The organism is Cognatiyoonia sp. IB215182, assembly GCF_033963905.1.
Classification (GTDB): domain Bacteria; phylum Pseudomonadota; class Alphaproteobacteria; order Rhodobacterales; family Rhodobacteraceae; genus Yoonia.
Genome location: NZ_JAXBMB010000015.1, coordinates 1 through 25,755 on the forward strand (window position 1 = coordinate 1; position 25,755 = coordinate 25,755).

At 55.8% G+C, this 25,755-nt stretch carries 18 protein-coding genes; 8 read left to right on the plus strand and 10 right to left on the minus strand.

The window, feature by feature from the left end:
- The first annotated feature begins 140 nt into the window (after nt 1–140).
- The 3 genes from SLH47_RS22340 to SLH47_RS22350 all read left to right on the plus strand — a co-directional run bounded on the left by SLH47_RS22340 (nt 141) and on the right by SLH47_RS22350 (nt 5,366).
- Nucleotides 141–488, plus strand: coding sequence for a DUF433 domain-containing protein (locus SLH47_RS22340; protein ID WP_320242823.1), 348 nt, complete (start codon nt 141–143; stop codon nt 486–488).
- 9 nt (nt 489–497) lie between these two features.
- Nucleotides 498–833 carry a DUF5615 family PIN-like protein gene (locus SLH47_RS22345; protein ID WP_320242825.1) on the plus strand — a complete coding sequence of 112 codons (336 nt, stop codon included), beginning with the start codon at nt 498–500 and terminating at the stop codon, nt 831–833.
- Nucleotides 834–1,151: 318 nt separating this feature from the next.
- On the plus strand, nt 1,152–5,366 hold the full coding sequence (locus SLH47_RS22350; protein ID WP_320242826.1) for a PAS domain-containing protein: 4,215 nt from the start codon (nt 1,152–1,154) through the stop codon (nt 5,364–5,366).
- Between the two features lie 704 nt (nt 5,367–6,070).
- Here the strand turns inward: SLH47_RS22350 and SLH47_RS22355 are convergent.
- From SLH47_RS22355 to SLH47_RS22365, 3 genes are all read right to left on the minus strand, one after another.
- A complete protein-coding gene (locus tag SLH47_RS22355) occupies nt 6,071–10,645 on the minus strand; it encodes a hypothetical protein (RefSeq protein WP_320242828.1) in 4,575 nt (1,524 codons plus the stop codon).
- A 269-nt stretch (nt 10,646–10,914) separates the two neighbouring features.
- Complete coding sequence (locus SLH47_RS22360; RefSeq protein ID WP_320242829.1) at nt 10,915–11,592, minus strand: hypothetical protein; 678 nt, start codon at nt 11,590–11,592, stop codon at nt 10,915–10,917.
- An 88-nt stretch (nt 11,593–11,680) separates the two neighbouring features.
- Nucleotides 11,681–12,703, minus strand: coding sequence for a hypothetical protein (locus SLH47_RS22365; RefSeq protein ID WP_320242830.1), 1,023 nt, complete (start codon nt 12,701–12,703; stop codon nt 11,681–11,683).
- A gap of 211 nt (nt 12,704–12,914) precedes the next feature.
- Between SLH47_RS22365 and SLH47_RS22370 the strand changes: the two genes are divergently transcribed.
- The 3 genes from SLH47_RS22370 to SLH47_RS22380 all read left to right on the plus strand — a co-directional run bounded on the left by SLH47_RS22370 (nt 12,915) and on the right by SLH47_RS22380 (nt 15,792).
- Nucleotides 12,915–13,766, plus strand: coding sequence for a universal stress protein (locus SLH47_RS22370; RefSeq protein ID WP_320242831.1), 852 nt, complete (start codon nt 12,915–12,917; stop codon nt 13,764–13,766).
- 225 nt (nt 13,767–13,991) lie between these two features.
- On the plus strand, nt 13,992–14,630 hold the full coding sequence (locus SLH47_RS22375) for a hypothetical protein (RefSeq protein WP_320242832.1): 639 nt from the start codon (nt 13,992–13,994) through the stop codon (nt 14,628–14,630).
- A gap of 343 nt (nt 14,631–14,973) precedes the next feature.
- Nucleotides 14,974–15,792 (plus strand): hypothetical protein, encoded by an 819-nt coding sequence (locus tag SLH47_RS22380; protein ID WP_320242835.1) that lies wholly within the window; start codon nt 14,974–14,976, stop codon nt 15,790–15,792.
- Between the two features lie 224 nt (nt 15,793–16,016).
- Here SLH47_RS22380 and SLH47_RS22385 read toward each other — a convergent pair whose 3' ends face one another.
- From SLH47_RS22385 to sctV, 7 genes are all read right to left on the minus strand, one after another.
- The gene (locus SLH47_RS22385) at nt 16,017–18,113 is read right to left on the minus strand and encodes a type II secretion system protein GspD (protein ID WP_320242836.1); all 2,097 of its coding nucleotides are present in this window, start codon (nt 18,111–18,113) and stop codon (nt 16,017–16,019) included.
- A gap of 90 nt (nt 18,114–18,203) precedes the next feature.
- Nucleotides 18,204–20,501, minus strand: a complete 2,298-nt coding sequence (locus SLH47_RS22390) for an FHA domain-containing protein (RefSeq protein ID WP_320242837.1) — start codon at nt 20,499–20,501, stop codon at nt 18,204–18,206.
- A 126-nt stretch (nt 20,502–20,627) separates the two neighbouring features.
- Nucleotides 20,628–20,933, minus strand: coding sequence for an EscF/YscF/HrpA family type III secretion system needle major subunit (locus tag SLH47_RS22395; RefSeq protein ID WP_320242839.1), 306 nt, complete (start codon nt 20,931–20,933; stop codon nt 20,628–20,630).
- A 2-nt stretch (nt 20,934–20,935) separates the two neighbouring features.
- Nucleotides 20,936–21,199: an EscE/YscE/SsaE family type III secretion system needle protein co-chaperone gene (locus tag SLH47_RS22400; RefSeq protein WP_320242841.1), complete on the minus strand. Its 264-nt coding sequence runs from the start codon at nt 21,197–21,199 to the stop codon at nt 20,936–20,938.
- 10 nt (nt 21,200–21,209) lie between these two features.
- Nucleotides 21,210–21,905, minus strand: coding sequence for a Crp/Fnr family transcriptional regulator (locus tag SLH47_RS22405; RefSeq protein WP_320242843.1), 696 nt, complete (start codon nt 21,903–21,905; stop codon nt 21,210–21,212).
- A 21-nt stretch (nt 21,906–21,926) separates the two neighbouring features.
- Nucleotides 21,927–22,196, minus strand: coding sequence for a hypothetical protein (locus tag SLH47_RS22410; RefSeq protein WP_320242845.1), 270 nt, complete (start codon nt 22,194–22,196; stop codon nt 21,927–21,929).
- Between the two features lie 150 nt (nt 22,197–22,346).
- Nucleotides 22,347–24,470, minus strand: a complete 2,124-nt coding sequence (gene sctV, locus SLH47_RS22415) for a type III secretion system export apparatus subunit SctV (protein ID WP_320242847.1) — start codon at nt 24,468–24,470, stop codon at nt 22,347–22,349.
- 234 nt (nt 24,471–24,704) lie between these two features.
- Here sctV and SLH47_RS22420 point away from each other — a divergent pair, with 234 nt between their 5' ends.
- On the plus strand, nt 24,705–25,088 hold the full coding sequence (locus tag SLH47_RS22420; protein WP_320242848.1) for a hypothetical protein: 384 nt from the start codon (nt 24,705–24,707) through the stop codon (nt 25,086–25,088).
- A gap of 35 nt (nt 25,089–25,123) precedes the next feature.
- Entirely contained in the window at nt 25,124–25,729 is a 606-nt protein-coding gene (locus SLH47_RS22425; protein WP_320242849.1) for a hypothetical protein, read from the plus strand.
- Nucleotides 25,730–25,755 lie beyond the last annotated feature (26 nt).

Consider the following 25,755-nt stretch of genomic DNA (forward strand, 5'->3'; position numbering starts at 1 on the left):
GTTGCACTCAGGGTGACATTCCTGCTTTGCAAACCCAGGTGACATTTCTGAATGGCGTTTACAGCAGGTGCCATGCAGTCCCTCGATGGTATCAAGATGGAAAAGAAAACGAAGCGTCTCGTTTGGACGTTCCTGCGAATTTGAAGTCAGCCAAGTTTGGCAGTCTCGAGCTGTCACCGGGTCTGACGCTTCATCTTGAACCGCTCGTCACAGAGGCTTGGGATCGAACGCATATCTATCTTGAAACCAGGCATGGGCACCTGGCAGTTGATCCAGAAATCTTGGGCGGTGAGCCGATCCTGAAAGGGACACGCATTACCTGCCAATCCGTTCTCGGGCGCGTTGAGGGTGGCGAGACCTTCGACGATCTGGTCGAGGACTATCCCGAGATCAGCAAGGAAGCGTTCGAGGCCGTGCTGATCTATGCGAATGCGCATCCGCCGCGGGGAAGACCCGCTTCCGGTAAGCCTTGGCGCAAGGCTGCATAAGCCTCATTCATGCGGCTCTTTCTGGACGATTGCCTGTCGCCGCGCGTGGCGAATGAGCCAATGGCGGAGGAAGGCTACTATGTCGTTCATCCGCGCAGTCGGGGCGGGCTCGGTCAGGCAGATCATACCGTGCTTGCCCGTGGCATCGAACACGACCTCATCATTGTCACCGAGAATGCGCGCGACTTCCGGGCACTTGCGTCGCGTGCTGAAATACATCCGGGCATGATCATCCTATCGTGTCTGGGTAGGGTTCAGGCGAAGGCGCTCATCAAAGCCGCCATCGCATCTAGAACAATTCGGAGACCCGGCCGACCTGATGGTGAACAAGGTGTTAAAGGCTGAGGCCGAAGGCACGATGATGCCCTACGATCTGCCAGAAGGGTAGACGGCCGTCGTGGGTTGCAACGGTGCTTATCTAGGAGTGACCGCCGCAAACCGGACGTCCGCTGCGTATGTGGATGGGAGGCCAGCTGTCCTGCAAAGCGGTCGAATGAAGTAACGGATCATCTTCTTACAGATAAAGCCGCCGGATGTTTGTCGACAACACTCGCGACCCTCGAAGGGAATGTGCGGATGGCACCTGCATGCACTGGCTTAACGCAATATTTGCTGTCAGGCGGTAGGGTTCTCACTGTTCTTGGGTTGCATGGTGAGCAGAGCGTGCAGATTCTGAAACAGGCCGCAGGGTTAATAGAACGCACGCTTGGCGATGCGCAGACGGGATTTGCCTTGCTGGATTTGGACGGCACGGTCATGACATGCAACCCAGCGTTTGCCGATCTTGCGTGCCGGTCGGCGACGAAGGTATCGCGTCGTAAAATAGCCGACGTGCTCGACCCGAGCGTTCGGGAAGTATTCATCGAACGGCTTTCGAAGTTTCAAGACGATGAGGCATCGGTCACGGTGCTGTCGAAGGTGACCACCGAGTACGGCTTAGCGCTTTCTGTCAACCTCAACCCCATTCTGGATGATGCGGATCAGGCTATCGCCCTGATGATTACCGTCGAAGACCTCGGAGCAGGCTTTTCGCAAAAGGATGGGGACAAGGCAGAAGAGGTGGTTGCGCAGACGGCATTCGCCGCCGCCAGGTTAGAGCGGCTGACCGAGAACATGCCGGGCGGCATTTACGAATTCGTTGTCGACGCCGAGGGGAAGATGAGCTTCCCCTATGCGACCAGTAACGTGGGCCCCTTGCTTGGGACGACGTCCGATCTACTTCGGGCGGATGCGTCGGTGGGCTTTGCGAAGATCCATCCCGAAGACTTGCCAACGTTTCAAGCTGCGATCCTGGAGTCGCAGGAAACGCTCATGCTTTTCAAGATGGTGATCAGGATCGTGCATCCGGATCAGGGAATCCGATGGCTGAGGGTTACGTCGACCCCTGCGTCGAGGGCCGAAGGTGGGGTGATCTGGTACGGCAACCTGTTCGACGTTACTGACGAGGTCGAAAGCGAGCAGGCGGCGAAGGCGGCCGCAGAGCGCGCAAAAACCGCGACTGCCCGGCTTGAGCGAATGACGGAAAATGTGCCAGGCGGCATGTTCGAGTTCAAGATGGACGCGGACGGAACCGCATTCTTTCCGTACGTCAATCCAGCCATGGCTCCTTTGTTGGGAACGACCTCGGACGCGATCCGGGCGGACGCGAGTGCTGCATTTACGAACGATCACCCAGACGATGCCCAACGGATTCACGCCGCGATCGAGACATCCCGCACGACGCTGGAGCCGGTCAAGATCACCCATAGGCTCATTCACCCCGAGAAGGGCCTGCGATGGCACCGCATCAATGCAAGCGCGTCCAAAGGGCCCGATGGCAGCGTCACGTGGCACGGCAACATCTTTGACGTCACCGAGGAGATGGAGCGTGAAAGGGCACTGAAAGCCGCCGTAGACACGGCGGAATATGCAACTGGACGGCTTGAACATTTGGCCGAAAACGTGCCTGGCGGCATCTTCGAATTCGTTATCGATGCCGACGGCGCGATGAGTTTTCCCTATGTCACGTCCGGATTTGGCCCGCTGCTCGGCACGACTTCCGATGCTGTAATGCAGGACGCCACGGCTGCTTTCCAATACATCCATCCCGATGACACAGATGGATTGACGGCGGCAATCGAGACCTCCCAGGAAACCCTTGGTCTCTTCAAGCATCGCTACCGGGTCAATCATCCGGTGAATGGTTTGCGCTGGATCGCGGTCAACTCCACACCCGTGGCTCGGACCGAGGGTGGGGTAATCTGGTATGGCAGCCTGTTCGACGTGACCGACGACGTGGAGCGTGAACAAGCGCTTGAGGACACGGCTGATGTCGCGCACGAAACGTCTTCGCGGTTGGAGCGGCTGACCGAAAACGTACCGGGCGGCATCTTTGAATTCGCGCTCCACACCGATGGCGAGATGAGCTTTCCCTATCTTTCCCTTGGGTTCGGGGGATTGGTCGGAAGGCCGACGGTCGAAATTCTGGCGGACGCAGACGCATTCTTCGAGTTGGTCCACCCCGATGACTTGGAGCGTTTGCATGAGATCATAGCGAACTCGGCCAAGACACTTGAAAGCGTCAAGATGGTCTATCGGATCCGGAACCCGGAGCGAGGCGTTCGCTGGTTGCGCGTGACCGCCACGCCCTTTGCCCAACCAGAAGGCGGAGTCCTGTGGTACGGCAGCGCCTTCGACGTGACTGAGGAAGTGGAGCGCGAAAAGGCGCTTGAAACGACTGCCGAAGTGGCGCGCCAAACGTCATCGAGGTTGGAGCGTTTGGCCAGAAACGTTCCTGGCGGCATTTGGGAGTTCCAAATCGATGCTGTTGGCGCGATGAGTTTTCCGTACTTATCCGAAGGGATTGGCGCCCTGCTCGGTGTGGACCTGAATGTGCTGCGAGAAGACGGGCGCGCCTTCTTCGATTTTGTCCATGTTGACGATCTCGAACGCACCTTTGAGGTCATCTCGGAATCGCAGAAAACCCTCGAGGTCGCAAAAAGCACGTTCCGCTTCCAGCATCCGGAGCGCGGCGTGCGTTGGCTGCGCGTCACGGCAATGCCTACTGCTCAGGCCGACGGTGCGGTGCTTTGGTACGCCAATGCTTTCGATGCAACTGAAGAGATCGAGCGTGAAAGAGACCTCGAGGTTGCGGTCGAGACGGCGCGCGCGGCGACGGCCCGGCTCGAGAAGCTGACCCAGAACGTGCCCGGGGGGCTTTACGAATACCGGATGGAGGCAGACGACAACGGAACAATCCCCTATGCGACCCAGAATATGGGCCCCCTTTTGGGTACGACTACCGAGGCGTTGCTGAAAGACGCCATGGCCGCATTCAAACTCATTCATCCCGAAGATTCGCCCAAGGTCATGGGTGCGATCATGGAATCGCGAGAGACCCTGAATTTGTTCGACATCCGGTACCGGATACAACATCCCGACAGAGGATTGCGCTGGCTTCAGTGCAAATCCACGCCCGTCGCACAACCCGACGGAGCTGTCGTCTGGTACGGCAGCTACCTCGACGTGACCGAAGAGGTGCACCGCGAACAGGAGCTTGAGGCGGCACGCAAGCGCATGGAAGTGCTGTCGCTGATCGACTCACTGACGGGCCTGCCAAATCGGCGTGCTTATGACGAGGAAATGGCGGCGCGGTGCGGTGATAAAGCCGGACGCAGGCGCAACCAAGCAGTGATCCGCATCGACCTCGATCATTTCAAGGCAGTTAACGATACGCTGGGGCATGCAGCCGGGGATGCGGTGCTATGCCGCGTCGCGACCATTCTGCGTGAAGTGGCGGGCGAAGGCGACTTTGCGGCTCGGCTTGGCGGCGACGAATTCGTCATCTTGCTCGCCCCCGGACGGAGCGATGAAAAAGCCAATGCCGTCGTGGAAGAGGTGCACGCTCGCATCAAGAAGCCGTTTGCTTTCGAGGGGAGGCATTGTCGTTTCGACGCAAGTTTCGGTCTCGCCTTTGCCGAACAGATGCCCAACGATCCGGCCGAGCTTCTCAGTTTTGCCGACGCCGCCTTGTTCAAGGCCAAGGGTCGCGGCCGGGGCCAGGTAGCGGTTTTCACAAATGATCTGCACGAGTACCTGATCCGGAGCCGGCGCCGTGCTGGCGAGATTCATCAGGCCTTGGAACGTGAAGAATTCGTGCCGTTCTTTCACCCGCAGATCGATGCAGAAACCGGCTTGATCTCAGGTTTTGAGGTTCTTGCCAGATGGGAGCGGCCCGGTGAGGGATTAGTGCCGCCCGACGAGTTCATCCCAGTGGCTGAGCAGATGCGCGTGGTAAAGGACATCGACCGGATGATGTTCGCGAAGGCAATCAGTGTCATGGATGTGCTGCGGGATGAGGGCTTCGTTCTTCCGAAATTGGCCTTCAATGTCTCGGCCGGACGTATCCACGATCCCGACATCGTCAACTCGGTCATCAAAATGCGCACCCTCGGTACCCGCATTGCATTTGAGTTGCTCGAATCCATCCTGCTCGAGGAAGAGGGCGCCATCATCGATCACCACATCGACATCCTGAAAGAGCATGGTATCGAGATTGAAGTGGACGATTTCGGCTCCGGACACGCGTCGATCATTGGCGTCCTGCGTGTCGCCCCGCGTGCGCTGAAGATCGATCGCCGCCTGATCGCGCCGCTTCTCGAAAGTGATGGCACACGTGGGCTTGTGCGCGCGATCGTTGATATGGGGCGCTCCTTGAAAATCGACATCACGGCTGAGGGCGTTGAGACGATGGATCACGCCAAGGTTTTGCGTGAAATGGGCTGCCAAACGTTACAGGGTTTCGCGTTCGCACGCCCGATGTCCGCCAACGACCTGAAGGAATACTTGGCGACGTTCGAACCGGTGTTCGAGCAAAGCCAAGTGAAATTGGCAAATTAGACTAGTCGTCTTTGGCACATCACTATGCACCTCGCATGGGCTGTGTTGCGACGGCGGACCTTGTGGGCCGTCCCCCTATCGCGATATGGGCCCTCCAATAAGATGCCTCGGTTGCTCCGATGGCGGCAACGAGCCCAACCTGTGAATTCGAGGTTTTCGCTGCGAACGCAAGCAGCACGAATGATTGGGCGTTGTCTAACCATTGAATACGAGATCAACGGCATTCCATGTGAGCGCAGATTGTCCAATCAGGCAGGGCATTAGGTATGTCGAACCCAATGGAAGAGCAGCGAGTTTTGGCCGATCAATTGTATCGGGCTGTGGTGGCCAGAGCGCCGAGGGTTCTATCAGCGCAGCCTGTAGATTTGACCATGAACATGGCTACGTAGATGGAAGCTCAAGTGTTGGAAGCCAACTGAGTTTCTTTGTCGGTTCCGAGAGAAGATATGCTCTTCTAAACAATGATAGCTCTGCCGCTCTGGTGCCCAAGCTCCATTCAAAGATGAAAGCACATACCGGCGGAGACTGGGATGCGTTCACGCTGTTCATCAATGAAGATGGGACGTTACAACCAAATTCGAGTATGCCGATCAAAAGCCATCGGTTTAGTCGGCTTTAGGCCCGATCGTCACGGTCTACGGCAACAGGCCAATAACTAACGAGTGCCGCAGTGTGCCATTGATCAAAGCACCAGCATTCTCGCCTTAGAATTCCACCTTTGCGACCAGTCTTTCCGTGCTCACCTCGGCGAGTCTCTTGCGGTGGAACACCATCCCGGCGCCACGGAATTTGGCGGCACTCTGATTGCTGTCTTGCACTATGGAAATGCTTCCCAACGTGTAGTTTTCGCGCTCTTTCAGAAGCTTCTTTGCATCCTGTTCCAGGGCTGAGGCCTGCACTGTGTATCCCTGGTTTCGGAGTTCTTGCGCTTCGGTGTTGAGATTGTTGTAGAGTTTGATTTTTTCGTCCGACAACCGATAGGTCGTCACGACCTTCGCACCCTTTAGCGCGTCATGTTCTGCAAGCTTGAACAGGCCGAGAAGCTCTTCCTTTCGGCTATCCAGGATTGCCTTGTTCGCCTCATCCGACAAGAGCCGACCAACAACGGCGACGAGAGTCTTCTTCTCTTTACCGACGAGATATTTGCTGCCACCGAGTGCTGTCGTCTCGGAAAGCTGGGAGTTTCTGAGCAACTCTCGCCCATCGCGACCTACTTTGTCGAAGTCGATTTGACGCTTATTCGTTGTCTTGACCGAAAGGTGGGTCGTCAGCCAGTTGTCTTCGGTTAGGGCCGTCCCAGCGGCGCCATCCCATTGTCCGCTTGGTTTTTCTGTGTCGCCATCGTTGAACGTTCTGTCCATGGCTGCCCGGACGCCAGAGGCTTCCATCGCGGCGGCAGTGCCGATGCCGATGCCCGTCCAATACGTGCGGTATATTTCGAGGTCGGTGTAGAGCTTGTGCTCATAGACCAACTCCGTCTTGACCGTTTTTCCATCAACGTTCTCGTGCTCTTCGAATTTCTGCACGCGTTGCCAATTGATGCCGCTGAAGTGCTCGTGACCGATGCCTTGCTGATCGGTCGAACCCGTATTCACCTGGCTTTCATCGCGATTGACGGCGTTGCCCGCGTTCATGGCGACGCCGAACAGCCCCATCATACCCGCGCGCGCGCGTTGCTGGTTGTCTCGCCCCGAAACAACGGCAACGTGATCTGCCATTTCGATGACATGCGCGCTGGGTTTTTCCTGCTCCGTCGCTTTCATCAGAAGCTGAATGGCCGCAGTTTTGCCGGCCTCTCCAGGTGGGAAGGTGATCGTGTATCCATTGCTGCGGCCATAATGCAAACGCCCTTCGGCCTTGGGGCCGATGCGGGTGTAGGGGTTCAGATGCTCAAGGACCGGGACACCTTCCGCGTCGGGTAGCAACGATGGCGCAATCTCGATGTCGGATCTCGTGCCTAGCTGCCATGCGGAAAGGCCGGAGATCTTGTAACCACCGTCCTGATTGACTTCCACGCGCAGACGTTCCTGGAAAGACCGCGATGCCCGCACTCTCATCCTGATCGAAGCCGTGGGATCGAGCGGGATCTTTCGCGTGTTGATCTCGTGCTGATAGCCCGCGGCCAGATCGTACTTTTCGCCGGGTCGAAGCACGCTGAACAAGCTTTCGAAATCTTCGCGCAGAACGTTGTCAATCTGCCGCTTGTTGTTCCAGTAATTGTCCATGAGATGGTAGGCGCCACGAAGATCCTTGCCCACCTCGGACATCGTTGGCTTTCGACCCATGACACCCTGCAACAAGAAGGGCAGCTTCGTGCTCCAATGTGGTGTGGATGGAAGCCCTTCCTCATCAAAATTCAGAAGCTCAAAGAAGCTATGATTTCGAATGTCATTCTTTACGGTACTTAGAATGCCGCCATCGATCGGCTGGCCCAGAACATAATCGATTTCACATGCAAACGCATCGACATCCATTCCCCAGGTTGTGAGTGTCTCCAGAATTTCATCCCGCTTGCCTGCCATATTATAGACAGCGTTCAGATGACCCTCTGGCGGATCAACCCGTTGATCGGGTGACATATGTTCGATTACGGCTGTATGGATCATCCGGTAGACCGCATTGAACATGCCCGGTGCGGAGCTGGCACGTCGATCAAGCGCGATGATTTGCGCGCGTTTTTCGTTGTCGATCTTGGCTTGAAGATCTTTCAATTGCTTGGGAGCAGTCTCCTTAATAAAGACGATTGCTTCTGCCGCGTCTCGAAACGCTTCAAGGTGCTGGATCGACGGGGCATCAAATCTGCCAAGCCTTCTTTGCCTCCCGGAGGCGACGCGGAATGCGTTTTCATCAAATCCCGCAAGACGGCGTTGTGTGCGATCTAACTCCCGCCGGGTTTCATTTTGAATTCTGCCATAGATTTCGAACTCGCTTTCCTGGGCGGCGTTGCGCGGCCGCGGCAATGCGGCGAGTTCTTCATCAATCAAGTTCAGTTTTTCGTTCAGATGCAATGCCTTCATGATGAGTTTTGCGCATGTCAGTCCGGATTTTGTATCGGGGTTGAGAACACGTGCGTTATCAGTTGCGCGTGCAAGAACCGCCATTCTGTCTTTGATCCCGTGCTCATACCCGGCCTTCTGTGCAAGAAGGGGTAGCTTGCGTTGCTCGGCATCATCGAATGCACCGCCCTCATGCTTCAGCGCGACCGCAAAAGGGTTTTGCAGATTGGGATCGCCAAAAAGGGCCTCTTGGATAGCACCATTTATGCCTCGAAACGCGCGGGTGCGCCGTTCCAGGGCGGATACATTGGTATCCGTGCCTTCGCCGACGAAGTCGTACATCAATTGCGCGTCGGTCGTGACATCACTATGAATTTGCTCTGCCATGACACGTGTTTCATGGTCCAATCGGGCCAAAAGGGCGACCTGATTACTGCGATCACCCAATGTCTTGTTGGTTGCTGAATAGATTTTCTTGAGGATGCCCTGTGCTTCCTTGGCATTGTTCAAGCCGGTCTCGCCGAGGCGGACCATGTTTTCCCTGGTGAATGGGACTTGCGTTTGATCATAACCCAATTGCTCGATGTCTTTGTCGGTCAGGCCTGTGACCTGCATGATCATCTGCGAGCTGAAGACGTGGTCAGGGTCCAGATACAAGGAATTGTATCCAAGAACCTGCGTTTCCAACGCCACCAACTCTTCCATACATGCTGCAAATCGCGCGATCTGAAACGCCCCTTCCTTGTTTCCGCGTGACAGGCTTTTGATGGCTCGTATCGTGCTTTCCTCGTCGAGGAACCTCCGCTCCGTCTGCGGGGCGGGCTGTTCATCATTGTCGAGAGTACTCAGGTCGATAACCTCTATTCCTCGCGCAGCGATGTTCAGCGCCTTTTCCGCTCTCTGACCTTGTTCGAGGCCAAGCGAGCGGAACATGCGTGCCCTTTGGACGTCATATGCATCTCTGGCTTTGGCGGCCAGTTTGGCGATGGAGACGTGTTGTTCCAATTCAAGCCTAAGGTTTTCAGGAAGCCGTTTGGCCAAGTCATGACGCGTCATCTCGGGCGGCGGCGAGTTCGGGTGATTGCTGTGAGCTTGCTTTATTTGATCGAGCTTCTTCAGGAAGCCGACGTATCTTTTGTCCTGACCGCCCAATTGTGCGACAAAACGAAATGCTGCGACGTCAGCATAGTAATTCTCACGCAATTGACTCAGGACCGCACGCACCTCGGGTAGGTCGGTATTCATGGTGGTCAGTGCAGTGTCCATGATCGCATTACCTGTGGAAACTGCCAAAAGCAGTTCGCTGCCCACTTCAATCTGGCGCAGGGCGGTCTTGGCGGCGATTTGTGTGGTTTCTGTCTTGCGGATCTTCTTTTCGGCATCCGTGATCAACGTGCTGTCGGCAATGGCGTGAAGAAATGCACCCGTGACCTTGGCCCGATCTTTGGGGTCGACGCCGACCTGTTGGCGAATGCCTGACAGGCGTTCCGCGAATTCGCTGCGCTTCTGCTCAATCGTTGCGTAGATATCGATAGCGCTATCGTTGTTGAGAAGTCGCTGCGCGTCTGATCCTGGCCTGTCCCGAAGTGCAATAGCCACATCAGGCAATGCCAGATCGACGGCAAAACCCATGAGTTCTTTGTACTTTCCATCGAAAGGGACAAGGGCACCTTCGCGCGCCGCATCGCGTTCAAGCGATACAAGTGCGCGTTGGAGGGCGCCCACGGCATCCGCTCGGATACGAAGAAGCGTGCGTTCGGCGTGAACAAAAGTATCCGTCTTTTTCGATGTGTTCCGCGATCCATCCTTGTGGTCGAGACTGTTTTTGAGTTTTACGACATCCAGAAACTTGCCGACCTTGCTTCTCAATTCCTGCATCTTCGGATCGCTGGCAAAATCTACAAAGTCTTCTGCAACCTCTCTTCTTATCTCCCGGATTTCAGCCTGCTCGCGTGCGCGATCGCCGCCCAATTGCTTAAGTGGGTCGGGTAATTGGTCAGGTTTGCGTGTGGATAGGCTTACGGTTTCGCGACCATGCGTGATTGGGCCCGCAATTGGTGCGCGTGCGTTACGTTGGAAAGCCTCAAATCTGATATTGCCCGGTTTGAGATCCAGCTTTGGTTTGTGATGCGCGATTGTCCGAAATTCGCGCTTAAAGGCCCACCACTTTCCCGAAAGATAACCTTTGGGTCTGTTCTGCTCGCCCAGCTTTTTGAGCATGTGCTCGGGCATTTTGTCCTGTCCGTTGAAGAAATTGTATGAATGCTTCAGAATATTGGGCATGTTCTTTTCCCCTTTACGGACCGGTTGAAGATGGATTCGTTGTTTTGTTCAACGATCACGGAAAGGTTGGCGGACGAGTGTATTGAATAATACAGACGCAATTTCTCTTTGGGATTGTGGCTCTACCTCCTGTGTTTTGCTCAAATAAAATGCAATTCGGTGTCATTCATGACCGGCCGGAAGGATATTTAAGTAGGGCAGGCGGAGGCAGGCGATTTTGGCAAGCCGGGCGTCTCGGCTTTTTTGGCGGCACACTCGATATTGTATTATTAGCTGGCCACGTCAGGGAACAGACCAGACCCTCGCATATGGGGCAGTCTATGAAAATAGACGCCGATCAGGGCCGTTGCGATGGGGAAGACAACGGCATATCCCACAATCCCGATGTTGCGAAGTTGCATGTCGCCTGTCGGCACGCCGGCCAGCCCTGCCAGTGCGAGGAGGCCGCTGGTCCAAAGCAGCAGGCGGATCCAAAAGGCCAGCGGACCGGTGTCAAACGTGCCTGCCGCGAGGATCACACCGAGGGCAAAAAAGATGTCCCAAGCCAGAATGTCCAAAACATAGACCACCGATGGCCATGTGAACGTCAGCACCCGCGACATGTCGGCAAAAGCGGGATTGGGTTGCAGGATCAGAATAGCGAAATGAACCGACATGGTTATCGTGCCCATCATCGCCATAAAAACCAGTGCCGCGATGGCCTGCGGTTTGCGGGATGCCGGACAGATTGTCAGGATGGCAACCATCATCAGGATGATGATCGGCACCATGACGATGATCAACAGTTCCATCAGGGTAAAGTAAGGATCACCGATCGGCTGGTCTGGATTTGGCAGAGACATCAGCCCCAATGCCAGCGTCAGCAGATATGCCAGCAACAAAAGCGTTGTCATTGCCGCCGATACAGCGCCCAGCCTGATTATGGGTTGTGTTTGAAACTGCGTCATCACACCGGCCTCTGATCACTTGGTTCGGTCACAGGCTAGTCAGCGCAGGCGGCTTCGGGCTGATATTTCTCAAAGTGCCCGCATTGTTCTACCTGACATAGTAGTAGGCCCCAAGGCTCGCCAGAAACGTCACGATGACTAGCACGCTGTCCAGACCGAGTACGCCGATGCGTGGTTTGCGCCTTATGATCAGACCCACCAGATAGATCGCGGTGACCGCGATCCCGAAGCCAAGGGCGAGGTTGACCGTTGGGGATGTCCCCCGCAGGATCGGGCCTCCAAGGAACAGAAGATCAGCAGGGAAGACCAACACCAGCATGATCAGGTTGCTGCCGAAGATATTGGAGATTGCCATCGTGTAAGCGCCGATCCGTGCGGCTGTGATGCTGGTGGTCAGTTCCGGCAGCGACGTGGCCGCAGCCAGCAGCGTGACACCCACGAAACTGGTGCCAAGCCCGGATTGCTCTGCAATCCTTTCAGCGAATTGCACCAGCAAGAGCCCGAAAATCAGGATCGCGATGCAGGCCGCAACAGTCTGCGTGGTCAGGGCGGTGTTGGACATCTGCGTGTCATCGCGCAGGTCGGGAAAGCTGGCCTCTTCCGGCTCGGGCTGATCAACGGGGATCCAGTCGCTGGATCCGTCATAACGGCGCAAAAGCCAGATTGTGCCCGCATAAAACACTGCGATCAAAATGCTGCCGACGCCGACGTGAAAGAGCGTGGCAGGCTCATCAACAATGCTGATGATCAGGGTGATCGACAACAAAAGGACCAGCAGCGTGGCCTCTAACGCGTGATTGGCCTTGCGCGGGTAGTTCGTGATCGCCCCCCGTGCCCAGAAATCTGCCACGCCAAGGATCGCGGTCTGCAGGGCAATGCCCCCAAAAAGGTTATTCAGCACCAGATCCTGCGCCTGACTGACGGCGGCAGACAGAGTGGTTGCGACCTCTGGCAAAGATGTGGCGAGCGACAATAAAAGCAGGCCGACCAGCGATTTGGCCAGTTGGAATCTGTCTGCCAGCGCATCGGCCAGATAGGCCAGCCGCGCGCCCGAAAACCAAACGACTCCGGCACAAAGCGCGAATAGCAAAAGATTGTCGGTCAGTGTCATGGCCGGGATCAACATAGAGGTGTTTTGCCTTGGCGGCCCCGGCCTCGTCTTGATTTTGGTCAATGTGACCACAGGCGTAGCGCTGCATTGGACCCAACTCCGCAATGGCATTGGTCCGACGTTCCACCTGCATCGCGCCGGATTGACTAATCTCAATCCTATGCTGTCGGTCCTGGCTAGGGTCAGGGCAGGTTCGCCAAGAGGTCCTAGTATGAAAAACACCACCATTCTCGTCCTGCAAGGTCCGGATGGCACGACTGCCGATCTTGCGCCTGTCGTCGCGGCCGCGCATGCGGCCCAAGGGCGGCTTTGTGTCATGCATTTGGGACCGGTCCCGCTTTTGACCTTTACGATGACGGCGGCCCCCTATGCTGTGCCCGTGATCCCCGAAAGCTGGATCGAAAAGCGCAATGAGATGGCCAAACGCCTGTCGGTCAAGCAAAGCGAAACAAGGGATCATTTGGTCAAGGAGGGCCTGACCGGTGAGGTTTCAACGCTGTGTGTTGAGCCCGCAGCGATGCATGATCAGGTCGCGATCCGTGCACTTTTTGCCGATCTCAGCGTGGTGCAGAACAGTCTGCGCAGCGATTCAAATGCCTTTGACAATGTGGTTTACGGGCTGTTGTTCGAGGCCCCAGGCCCCGTCATCCTGAACGCCGAGGCACGAAAGAACGCCCTGGCCCCTGAGACCGTGATGATTGCCTGGAATAGCAGCATACATGCCGCCCGTGCTGTCAGGGCTGCCCTGCCGTTTTTGAAATCTGCCAAAGAGGTGCTGATCGCCAGCTTTGATGCTGATCCATCGCGCTACGGCGATGGGGACAATCCGGGTGCCGACCTTGCCACTTGGTTGAGCCATCACGGCTGTACCGTCACGGTGGAGGAATATGTCACCGGGCGCAAATCCACAGCACAGGCGATTGAAGCACGCGCGCAGGAGCATAACGTCGATCTTGTTGTCATGGGGGCTTATGGCCGTAGTCACTGGAGCGAACGTTTCTTTGGTGGCACCACCAACGCGATGGTCAAACAGCAGGGAATGCCCGTTTTGCTGGCCCATTAGGGTGGCGTGATCGCGTCTGCCCTTGCGCTTTGAAGCGGTGCCATCATTTGAATGCCGCTGAAGCTTTCGCGTGAGATTGACCCGCATCCGCAAGACAGACTGGCCATTTGGGCATCAAATGCGGGCCTTGCCGCCAGCATCAAAAATGTCGCGAATTGTGTCCAATAGTACATCTCAGTCTTTATGTCCTAATATGATATCAGGGAATTTTACAGGGAGCGCCCGGTGTTTCATAAGGTTGAGGACATAAAGGCGATGTTGTCGCCACTTGATTTGTCCAGTGTTCGCCCGGTCGATGAGACGGGCCATATGATCACGTTTTCGAAGTCGGATTTGTGCGAAAGCTTTAAAGCAATCGCCCATATCGAAGCTGATGAGCAAGGTTTAGTATCTGTCTTTGCAGAGAAAAATGGTGTGGGCGCCGCGATCCATACGGGCCTGCAGGGTTTGGAAGAAAAGCTTCCCGAAGCATTTGGCGAGGCAGGTATCGATCCGTGGATCATCTATGACTTCGGTGTGCGGTCCTTCGGGAATGGGCAGATCGCTGACGCGGCATATGCATTTACGATCCTTTCATCAAATCCCGAACTGCGCTCGGTTTCCTTGTTGGGGCTGGCAGCCTGTGCGTGCCATCAGGAGGAATATGAAACCGCGCTGGTCTTTGCGAAGGAAAGCATCACCTGTCACGATGCGCATCCGCGCACCTACCTGATCGCGGGTTACAGTGCCTTGCGATCAGGTGACAAGAAGATGGCGAAACGTCAGCTTGCGCTCGCTGCACGTTTGGCTCGGGGGGATGCGCGGTTGCGCGGCGAACAACGCTGCGCGCAGCGTGAACTGCTGTTGATGCAGCTGGCCAGCTAGGTCACGCTATCGGGCACTGGCCTCACAGCTTGACCTCAACCACGGTCCGCTCGGATTCCACCTGAGAGGTCTCGTCGATCAGTGCGATCATTGCATTGCCGCGATTGGTGACCGACTTCGTATAGGTTTTGTCGGGAAGTGCGATCTTTTCGACTTCAACTGGTAGGTCACCTGAAACATCGCATAGTCCATGTCAAACGTGACGGCCAGATCTTCCTCGAAAAGAATAGACAACATGCCCTCATCTTCGAGCCGCACCAGCGCGGTCGAGAGTATTATTCAACACAACATAGTTCGGCGGTCTCGCTACGATCGGGATAATTATTAGTTCTGGGAGAACGAGATGGCATCGCGCATAGATTCTATGGGATCAGCCGACTTATCCTTGTTGCACATTGGTGAACCTAACCAAGCTGGTGGCGGCAACGATGACGGAACCATCGGCGGCCATCAGTTTGAAGCTGATACTGGTCGTGCACCTGAATCGGCGAATAGATCGCGCATGAAGGAGGTTGCAGATTTCTTCGTAAAACAGCCCAACAATTTGGCGAGCGGGCTTGGCAAGTTTGTTGGCTATGTACAAGACAAACTCCCGCCTCGTTTCGGGGGGACCAGCAATAAATCGGTTGTGGACGAGTCACGGTTTGCGGGTGTCTTTGATGCGGATATTGGCGTTGAAGGTCAGCTGTTGAGCCCATTTGACAGAAATGTGCAGACACTGGACGCGATGACCTCGACGGACACCAAGCTTCCCCGTGAGATCGCAAACAAAATTGCGCTGTCGCCCACGCTAATGGCAAAGCTTGAGAACTACCATAAGGCCGGTTGGACACTGCAATTCCACCCAGGCTCGGAAATGCCTGACACTGGGCCCGGTGTCCCAGAGATTGACGAAACGAAAAAGGGCTTCGTCTTTTCGATTGATGAGGCTCGCGAAAACCCTGATGCGTTCCTCCGCGCTTTTACTCAGATCATTTTGTACAACGAAGGTGACATGCTCAAAATGCTAAACGAAGAGGATGTTTTTGAAGCTAATGTCAGTCAAGAAATGATGGATAGAATTGAAGCCGAGTGGAGTGGTGCAGGGCCCTTGCGGCCTTCTGATCCAACCGCTCCGCTTTCTGTAAACACTAGAGATGGTGCAGAGAGCGACATTTTCTGAATCAGAGTCGCTGGACTTGGGCGGGCATAAGCAATTCTAAGGGGACTTGACCCGTGTTCCGAGAGAAATGCCGCGAAAGCCGGAAAGGATTAGCCGAGTAGTCCGCTAAAATTCGTGGACAAGTGAGACGAAAGGGCGGCCCTACACGCCGCCCTTTATCTGTCAGAACCCGTCACATTCGCCTAGCGCTGCGACACGATGAGCATCTGCCTTGTCCGACTTGACTAACGCCGCAGTCCCTCGCGCAATTGACGGGTGATGTTGTCCAGCTGCGAGGGTTTGCGCACAACCCGGGGGGTGATCATCACCAAAAGCTCGGTCCGGGCGATATCGTTCCGGGTTTGCTTGAAAAGCTCGCCAACAACCGGGATATCGCTGACAACCGGAACACCCGTTACAACATCGGTTTGACTGTCCTGGATCAGACCACCTAAAAGTGCCGTCCTGCCTGATTGCACGACGATCTCGGACGTGATGAGCCGCTGTCTGATGACGGGTGTCAGTTCGTTCGCCTCTTCTCCGGCCGGCGCGACAGAGCTGACCTCTTGCACGATGTTCAGGATGACGGCGTTGTCAGCGCCGATACTTGGCGTGACCTCAAGGATAACGCCCGTTTCCCGGATTTCGATTTCGTTTGTCGTGGTGGTTGTTCCATCACTTTCGGCATCGGTTGAACTTGTCAAAAACGGCACTTCGTCACCGATGGAAAGTCGCGCAGAGCTGCCGTCAAGGACGGTCAGGTAGGGTGATGAAATGATCTGGACATCGGTCACGCTTTCAAGCGCCTCCAGAACGACATCGACCGAAGAGCCGCCAATCGACGTAAACTGACCGAAAAATCCGGCGGTTCCGGGATCCGTTGGCGCCTGCGTTCTTGCAGAGCGTACAATCGTGTTGTTTCGGTTCAAAAACGCTTGCACGCCAAAGCTGAGGTTGTTGTTCAAAGTCACCTCGACAATCGTCGCTTCGATCACCACTTGCGCCAGTGGCAGATCGAGGGCGTTGACCACTTCGCGAATACGTTTGAATTGGTCAAACGTCGCGTAGACAAGGAGTGCGTTGTTGCGGCTGTCCGGCACAATTGAGACGCCGGCGGGTGAGGCACTGGCGGCGCGTGCAAATTCAGCCTCGGGCGGGGCGTCTTCTGCGGCGTTTTCGGATCTGATATTGGCGGGCACCAGAACGGATGTGTCCACATCACGCCCTTGCGGTTGGTCGAGATTTACATTCGGTGCCGCCAATCCATAGATTTCGTTCAGTTGAGCTGAGATTTCAGCGGCAGGCAGATGGGTCAAAGGAATGATCCGCAAAGACGCTGTGTCGCGCAGATCGCGGTCGAGCCCCCGTACCAATTGGCGTGCATTGTTCATGGTGCCTGCGTCGCGCGCGCCAAGCAAAAGCGATTGCTGGTTCTCAAGCGGGATCACGATGGGAATGCGGGACCGCGGTGTGTTGCGCTGCTCGTAATAGGACAAGAGCGCTGCCGCCACGGATTCAGGCGCGCTGCGTTCCAAGGTGACGATGGTCACCAGATCCTGTGTTGCGCCGGTGTCGACAAGTGTGTTCACCAGATTGACCACGGCACTGATATCGGCGGCGCTGGCGCTGACGATCAATGTCCCTTCATTGGGCACCGGCGTTACCGAAGCTCCGAGTGGCAAGATTTGAGAGACAACGTTGGTGATGTCTTCCAGATTGCCGCGACCCACGCGGATCACACGGTTTTCGAATTCCGAACTGGCCCCGACAGCGGCGTTCAATTCCAGCTGTTCAATCGTTTCCGGCGTGCCAATCTGATAGACGCCGTTGATCAGTTTCATCACATATCCCTGTGCGCCCAGAATATCGCGCAGGATTGTAGGGATTTCAGACCGTAGCACAGGCGCACGGGTTTCGAAGTTGACGGTGCCAATCAGCGGTGTTGCCGCGATATAATTGGCCGAAAGCAGCCCGCCCAATAGTTGATCGACCACAAGGGTCAGCGGGTCCTCTTCAAACCGGATCTCGACCCGCTGGTTCGGGTTAAACGGATCAGCCCCGGCACCGTTGAGTTCTTGAATATTTTGTGCCTGCTCGGTGCGAAAGGCCGGGTCCAGGTCTTCGACATTTTCAAGCGTCAGGAATGTGTCTTCCTGCAGCCCGGTCACCCCGCTGCGATTGACGAAAAGCGTATTGATGGCAAGGCCACGCGTGTCATCGCTACCGGTTTCCAGATCGGGGATTGCATCCCGGTCAAGCCGTGACGTGCGTTTGTCATCGAGGGTCGTGCAGGCTGTAACGGCGAATACCACGCTCAGCAAAATCATGGTGCGTATACCCATTACCGTGCTCCTGTCACTTTGGGTTGGTCTTTTCTGTCGCGTTTTTTGGAGGTCAAGCAGCGTACTGTCTGGTCTTGTAAATGCATCACGCTACCCTCCTGATTTCCAGTGCAGAGATGAATCGTAGATTGTCACAGACAGCTGATCGCGTTCCTTAACTAGAACACCCAACTCGCCCACATTCAACAAAAGGCTGCTTGGTACGGGTGCTTCGCCTTCGTTCAGCCGATTACCGTTCGCTAATTGCACATAACGGTTCTGAAAGCCCAGATTGACGCCAGAAAGCGCAAGCGGATAAGCCTCCACGCGCCTGACCATGTAGCGAATGAATTCCGGGTTCAGCGAAATCTCTTGCAGATAGAGCGATAAGGCGGCGAGGTTGATATTGTGGCGTTCGCTCAGACGCGCAGCACAGGCGGTCAAGCGCGTGGGGTTCAAAGCGGCCTCAAGCAGCAGAACCTGTGCATCGATATGGATAGCGCTGATATCGACGTCATCGGTCACGCTCAGATAATCGAGCCAGAAGAGGCTGATAGGCAGATTGCCAACGGTTGTGATTGAATTGTCCCAGCACTCGGTAAAATCGGTCGCCGGTGTGACGAGCATCTGCAAATACGCATCTTGTGCATCCTGACTGCCCAGAAACGGCTCCCACAGATAGGTCATTTGCGCCAATGTGGCATCGACATTGCCCAGCTGGGCCAATTCGGTGATGTAATTCGGAGGTGCGGCGACGCCGGTCTCTTCTGACAGGACCGCCTTGGTCATATTGTAGAGAACACGGGTGCCACGGATGCTTTCGGGGCGCGATGCGTGGTTGAGGAATTGCGGCAATATCACGGCGTTTTGCACGGTCAAGGCCTCTGGCGCATTGGCTGCATCTGACGCCGTGGCTGCGACGTTTGATACAACTTCCTCGGCTGTGTTGGCGCTGGCGAGTGCGGTTTCGTTGAAACCTTCAAAGACGTCTTGTGCCCCGAAAGACCCTTCTTTCAGCCGGTTGAGGTCGAGGATCAAACCCACGTCGTTGGCCTGCCCGATAGCACCGTCGGTTGTATCACTGTCACCACCCTCTCGGGCCGGGGCTGTATTTGATCGATTGTTGAGCGCATTGTTCAGCAAAGCATTTGACGGCAGAGAGGACGTGTTGGCCTCAAGCTCTTGGAACAAAGGGGAAAATGCGGGGCCAGCAAGTGGTCCCTGCTGCAACGCCTCGACCGATCCGATGATCACCGGCAGGCCGGGCTGTGCTGAAACCGGATTGGCGAGTACCTCACCATTTTCATCGACCAATTGCACAAAAGACCGCAGTGCGATCCGATCTGCGTAGCGGCGCGCATAGGACTGGATGAAGCCGACCCAGTTGTCGACCTTGTCAGCGACAACGATGCCATTCGCCTCGATCAAGGTGCCGTCAAGGCGAATGATCACGGTATCCTGCAGCTCAGACCGGCCAAGAAGGGCACGGATCTGCGTCAGGTAGGTGTTGGCCGTCTGGACCTGAACATCCATCTCTGCCACGCCCGCCACGCTTTCGGAAAGCGTTGCGACAAGCCGGTCCACGCGCGTTTGATCCAATACATCGCCGCGAAGGGTCAGCACCCCGTCTGAACCAACCGAAAACTGCACCGGGATCTGCTGATTTTCCACAATGGCCTGTACTTCATTTTCGATGATGGCGCGTGACCAGATGCGAAACCGGACCGGTATGCCCGTTTCATCGATGGCGTTGCGCAACGCACGCCTTTCGGCGGGTGTGTCGACATACCCGTTCGCCTCGATCACGCCGTCAACTTCCTGGCTGACGGCGATATTGGCGGCGAATGGAAACTGACTGAAAGCGGCATTCACAATCTCAAGATCAGGTCGGTCATCCACCACCTGGACCGTGCCACCCGCACCGGCGGGCTGATTGGCCACCCACATTGCGGCCAAGACAACCGCGCCAATGATTGCGAACGCGGTCGCATATTGTTTGAGGCCCCAACGGGGTTGGGTGACAATCGGGGGTGGATTGGAGGCTTTGGTGCTGTCCTGCGCGGGGCCGAGGTTTTCAATCGACGACCAGTCTGCCGAAGGCAAGCCAATGGCAAAGGAAGTGGTGCCAATCGTGATGATGTCGAGCGCGTCGATCTCTTGCCAGGTCTCATCTCCGGCAAGGATGTTTTTGCCAGACCGTGTTTTCACGGTGCCAGCACCACCTGCGATCTTGATTAGCCCATTTTCCAGCTGCAGACGCGCATGACCGGGTTTCAGGCTGAGATCCACAAAATTCAGATCGTCATCAGGGCCAGAGCCAAGAACGTATTCCGCCTCGGCAATTGAGACTTCGGCCCCGGCCTGTGCACCCGTAAGGACCTTTAAGACATAGGCGTTTTCATCGACCATGATCTTTACTCATCTCTGATAGTGCGGCGTTGGGCTGCGCGCATGCGAATGAAAGGCCCACAGACCTTCGTGAAATGGCGGTTGTCACGCTTTCGCCACCATCCCGACCGGCGGTGGCCGACTAAGTTAGGCGACGTTGCGCGCGATAGTCTTCAGCGAGTCGGATACGTTTTTGAGCATGTTTGACCGTAGGTTCGTAATGGCCGACCAGGCGTTCATTGCCATCTGCATTGAAAACATCTTTTCGGTGTCGGACAGGTTCGTATTCTGTTCGATTTCACGAATGTCTTCTTCGATTGCTGCCATTTGGCCTTGTAGCTGGTTCTGGCGGAATATCAGGTCGAAGCCGTCACGATTGACGTTAACACCGTCTCCAAAAGCCGGATTGCCGGCAGATGGAGAGATACCTGCGGAGTCTGAGATAGTTGGCATTGTTAAGTCCTTTCTGAGGTTGCTTGTTGGTCGTGTTTTCCGGTTGGAAATACGGAAATAATCTCATGCGCGGCGGCCAGACCTTCATAGGCTTTCTTGGCTAGCTCATATTCAGCGGGCGGCAGGCCAGCGGCAATTTGGCTGGAAATACGTTCACCTGCCGCGGCGAGCGCGGACAGCGTTACCGCCTGAACCAGCGCACCGTCTGGCGCAGCAAGCTGTTCTTCAAGATCGGTCATGCGGAAATTCAAATCTTCGGTCATCATCGTTTTGATCCTATTCGTCATATGTCAGGTTCAGAATTGACTGCCGATCGAGGATCAGAATTTTGCGGTTCTCGATCGCGATCCAGTTCTTCAGCTCCCAACCTTTCAGCGTTCGGTTGATATTGCCGCGCGTGCCGCGCGCCATCGATCCAAGGTCGCTTTGATTAACGGCGGGGCCCAGGCAAGCCACGTCGCGGCCTTGGTAGCAGGCCCGTTCGCCAAGATTGTCGACGAGCCGGAGAAGCGATTGCGCCAACCGTGCCTGCAATGTTTTGAGGTAGAGACCTTTGGTGACGTCAATGTAAGTGCGGTAGCGCTTCGCGATTAAACGACCCAACGCAATTTCCAATTCATTGGAGTAATTGTGCGCGCTGCCATTCAGATCGGCCTTCACCGACAGAATTTTTGTCGTCCCAATTGCGGATGCTGTATCGGGATATTGACCCTGATCCAGCACCCCCAATTCGCCAAAACTGTGGCCGGGTGGAACGATCGTGTAAAGGATCGCGGTGCCATCCTCCATTAGGTAGGATAGGCGGACATGTCCGGACACCACAAAATGAAAGCTGGTCGCTTCGTCTTCCTGGAAGTAGATGATACTGTTGTGCGAGAATGTCCGAACAACGGACTTCTGAACAATTGAGTCCTTCACCGGGGGCGGTAAATCGGCGAACTCCTCAGACCAGTTGATCATATGCTTACCCACGACCGCTTGAACCCCTCTCCGTTACAGTTTGGCCAGCTTGGCGGGTTCTGAGTAAGCTGCGCTGATCTGAACATCCTGCGCCGCATCGAAAACAGAAGTTTCGTACTTTATGCCAAGTTCGGTGATTTGCTGTTGCTGGTTCAACATGTCTGCAAATTGCCGTGCCTTGGCATCGCTTGATGTCAGCGCGTTCGCATTGGTGTTGTCCAGCGGAACGACTGTGTCTTGCGATGTCGCCTGACCATCGATGATGGTGGGCGAAAGCGGCTGAGCGGTGACCGAATTATCCATTGGTTGGTGCATCCTTTCTGCTGCGCAAATACGCGTCGTTCTATGTGACTACGCGTCAACCAGGTGTACTATTCTGTACAGGAGCAACTTTTTTCCGATTTATTTACAAACGGCTGATCGGAGGGTTTTTGCTTTTGTTTTCAGGCCTGTTCAGGATGCGGAGAGCAGCTCGCTCGATGCGGTGGCACCCATCTTGATGCGCTCAAGCGGCTGGATGTTCGCATCTGCCGACAGCTCTTGGAATGACAGGACCGCCATGTTGGGAAAGTCCCGTTCGACCACCTTGCGCATGAAGCGGCGGATATCCATCGGGGCAAGCAGGACCGGCATATTGGCATGCGGCGATAGCGTGCCCGTCGCCTCTTTCAGCGCCGCGATGATCTGGCGATGGACATCGGGCGACAGCGCCAGATACGAGGCACCGCTTGTCTGGCGAACCGCGCCGCGCACCTCGTCCTCGATTTCCTTTGACAACAGATAGGCTGGAATAATGTTCTGCCCGCCAGAAAACTTGAAGGTGACATAACGCGACAGGGCACTGCGTACATGTTCGTTCAGCATGATCGGGTCTTTTTCGCGTTGGCCCCATTCCACCAAAGCCTCAAGGATTGTGCGCATGTCGCGGATCGAGATTTCTTCGCTGACAAGACGCTGCAGCACATCGGTGATCGTCGTGATCGGCAAGGCGCGGGTGGCTTCGCGCACCAACTCGCCATAGTTCTTTTCCATCTGGTTCATCAGATACATCGTTTCCTGGATGCCGATGAACTCTGCCGCGTTGTTTTTGAGAACATGCGCCAGGTGATAGGTGAGCATGGACGACAGCGTCATCACTTGGATGCCAGCCCTTTCGACCATGCGATAATGCTTCATTGCGACCCAATAACTGGGGGTATTTGGCAAGAATTCCTCGCCGATTTCATAAGGGATGTTGAACATCTTCAGGTTCGCCTCGGTCTCGCGCACGATGACAAAGCCGGGGCGCGCCTGACCCGAGGCGACCGGGATCTCGTTGACCATGATCCGGTATTCGCCGTCCTTGAGGTTATCGTTCAACCGCAGATTGATGCCCGGGAACGGCACACCAAGGTCGAAATAGAGCGCGCGCCTGACCCGCGCGACTTCGTTATCGAGCTTTTCGGGCCGGATCGCTGCACGTACGGTAGAGGCGATATCAACGATCAACGGGACCGTTAGCGCGAATGTGACGGGTTCAACCTTTTCGAAGCTGTCGCCTTCATCAGGAAAGGACGGGGGCGTGTTATGTGGCCGGATCGCCGGGGCAAAGGATGGCAGTTCGCCGCCCCCGGCTGCGGAGCCGGACGACTCAGCCTTCCGTTTCATCATCAGATAACCGATGCCCGCGCACATGACGGCGAGAACCAGAAAGATCACGGTGGGAAAGCCGGGCACGATGGCGAAACCGACAAGGATGCCCGACGCGATCATCAGGGCCTTGGGTTCGCTCACGATTTGGCTTGCCATGTCGCTGCCGAGATCCTCGTTTTCCTCGGAGGCGACGCGGGTGACGATAAAACCAGCGGTGATCGAGATGAAAAGAGCCGGGATCTGTGCCACCAGACCGTCACCAATCGTCAGGATCGCATAGACATCCAGCGCCTCGGTCGTTGTCATGCCGCGCTGATAGGTGCCGATCATAACGCCGCCGATGATATTGACGGCGATGATGATCAGGCCGGCAATCGCGTCACCTTTGACAAACTTCATGGCGCCATCCATCGCACCGTAAAGCTGGCTTTCCTTTTCCAGTTTGCCGCGCCGCTTCTTCGCCTCGTCTATTTCGATCATGCCTGCGCGCATGTCGGAATCGATCGACATCTGCTTGCCCGGCATGGAGTCGAGCGAGAAGCGCGCCGAAACTTCGGCGACCCGTTCGGAGCCTTTGGTGATCACAAGGAAGTTAACGATGGTCAGGATCAAAAAGATGACCGCACCGACAACCAGATTGCCCGAGACAACAAAGTTGCCGAACGTATCGATAATCTCGCCCGCATCGCCCTGCAGCAGGATCAGCCTTGTCGTCGTGATCGACAAAGCGAGGCGGAACAGCGTTGTCAGAAGCAGGATCGATGGAAAGGCCGAAAACCGGACCACGTCCGAGATATAGACAGCCACCATCAGCAAAATCGCCGCCAAGCAAAGATTTACCGCAATCAGGATGTCGACCACAAATGTCGGCAGCGGCAGGATCATCATGAAAACGATGCAGATCAGCAGGAAGGCCAGCGCCACATCGTTTCGCTTTGAAAGCATGTTTAGAAATTTGATCATAATATAGCTGTCCTGCAATCGAATGACTTAATCACTGGGCGCCTTTCGGGGCTTTGGCGCGCAGTGTCTGCCTAAAAGATCGGGGACGTTGGAAGTGTATTAAATTGTACACTTGCGCCCCGGGATGCTTGCTAGGTCGAGTGCATTGAAGCGCGCAAGAAAGGCCAAAGCGGTCGTCAACGCAGCGCTGCACATGGATTGAGCAGGACAAGTATGATGGCAGATATTTTGAATCAGGAAGAGCTTAGAACACTGACCGATATTGGGTTCATTGCGGCCTCGCGCGGCCTGCAGGACCATGCAGTGGCGATTTTCGACGCCGTCAAGGCGCTGCGCCCGGAAGGTGAGGCAGGATATCTGGGCCTGAGCATGGTCGATATCCTCAAGGGCAATCCGGCAGCTGCTGTCGAAACCCTGAAAGAGGCGCCGCAAAGCGACGCGGTCAACACGTTCCTGGGTATCGCCCTGGTGCAATCATCGGACATTCAGACAGGCCGACAGGTCCTGCAATCCGTGATCAACGAAAGCGCCGATACGCCCTTCGCGCGGATCGCTTCTGAAACGCTGGCATCGGTCAGTGCAACCGCAGCACACGGCTAACGCAGGCTGACATCTTCGGCTTTTGGGAGACAGACATGTCGATTTCCACCACATCACTGCCCAACACGATCAGCCCCGGCTTTCAAAGCGGCGCAACCGATCTTGCCAATCCCGGTGCGGTCAAGAGCCCATCCCTGCAGCGATTTGAAGATGCGATGACGCGTGCAGAGACGATGCAGCCGCAACCCGTCGCTTTTGTCGGCCCGGACAACGTCTCGGGCGTTCAGTCCGTGGACATGCGCCCGCAGCCGGAATCGTTCTTTTTGGCGCAGGCTACACCGGCGCAGACAGACACCGCCAACCAAGGTGCGGCGCAAGCGTTTGAGGCCACCAACGGCACGCGGATCGACATCACGGCAGGGTTTGGAACGCCACCTGCGACTGAAGCGGCGGTGGCCGAGCCTGGGACCGGACAGGGCATTATCGACGGTCTGTCGCGCTTGCGTGGTGTGTTTGATGCACAAGAGCAGGCCATCACCGGCATCTCTCCAACCGATCCGGGCGGTACGAGGCTTTTGAACAGTTCGGAGCTGATCAACCTGCAGCTAGAGGTCGTCAAATACTCCATGCTGATGGATGTCACATCCAAACTGGCCGGTAAGTCAACGATGACCTTCGATACGTTGATGAAGGGCCAGTGACGCGGTCCGCGATTTGGAGATTTCTT

What these genes read in the sequence shown, in the direction of transcription:
- SLH47_RS22425 (WP_320242849.1), top strand. Translation starts at nt 25,124, where the DNA reads ATGTCGATTTCCACCACATCACTGCCCAACACGATCAGCCCCGGCTTT.
- SLH47_RS22360 (WP_320242829.1), bottom strand. Translation starts at nt 11,592, where the DNA reads ATGACGCAGTTTCAAACACAACCCATAATCAGGCTGGGCGCTGTATCG.
- SLH47_RS22370 (WP_320242831.1), top strand. Translation starts at nt 12,915, where the DNA reads ATGAAAAACACCACCATTCTCGTCCTGCAAGGTCCGGATGGCACGACT.
- SLH47_RS22420 (WP_320242848.1), top strand. Translation starts at nt 24,705, where the DNA reads ATGGCAGATATTTTGAATCAGGAAGAGCTTAGAACACTGACCGATATT.
- SLH47_RS22365 (WP_320242830.1), bottom strand. Translation starts at nt 12,703, where the DNA reads ATGACACTGACCGACAATCTTTTGCTATTCGCGCTTTGTGCCGGAGTC.
- sctV (WP_320242847.1), bottom strand. Translation starts at nt 24,470, where the DNA reads ATGCTTTCAAAGCGAAACGATGTGGCGCTGGCCTTCCTGCTGATCTGC.
- SLH47_RS22390 (WP_320242837.1), bottom strand. Translation starts at nt 20,501, where the DNA reads ATGGTCGATGAAAACGCCTATGTCTTAAAGGTCCTTACGGGTGCACAG.
- SLH47_RS22355 (WP_320242828.1), bottom strand. Translation starts at nt 10,645, where the DNA reads ATGCCCAATATTCTGAAGCATTCATACAATTTCTTCAACGGACAGGAC.
- SLH47_RS22380 (WP_320242835.1), top strand. Translation starts at nt 14,974, where the DNA reads ATGGCATCGCGCATAGATTCTATGGGATCAGCCGACTTATCCTTGTTG.
- SLH47_RS22410 (WP_320242845.1), bottom strand. Translation starts at nt 22,196, where the DNA reads ATGGATAATTCGGTCACCGCTCAGCCGCTTTCGCCCACCATCATCGAT.
- SLH47_RS22395 (WP_320242839.1), bottom strand. Translation starts at nt 20,933, where the DNA reads ATGCCAACTATCTCAGACTCCGCAGGTATCTCTCCATCTGCCGGCAAT.
- SLH47_RS22385 (WP_320242836.1), bottom strand. Translation starts at nt 18,113, where the DNA reads ATGGGTATACGCACCATGATTTTGCTGAGCGTGGTATTCGCCGTTACA.
- SLH47_RS22400 (WP_320242841.1), bottom strand. Translation starts at nt 21,199, where the DNA reads ATGATGACCGAAGATTTGAATTTCCGCATGACCGATCTTGAAGAACAG.
- SLH47_RS22345 (WP_320242825.1), top strand. Translation starts at nt 498, where the DNA reads ATGCGGCTCTTTCTGGACGATTGCCTGTCGCCGCGCGTGGCGAATGAG.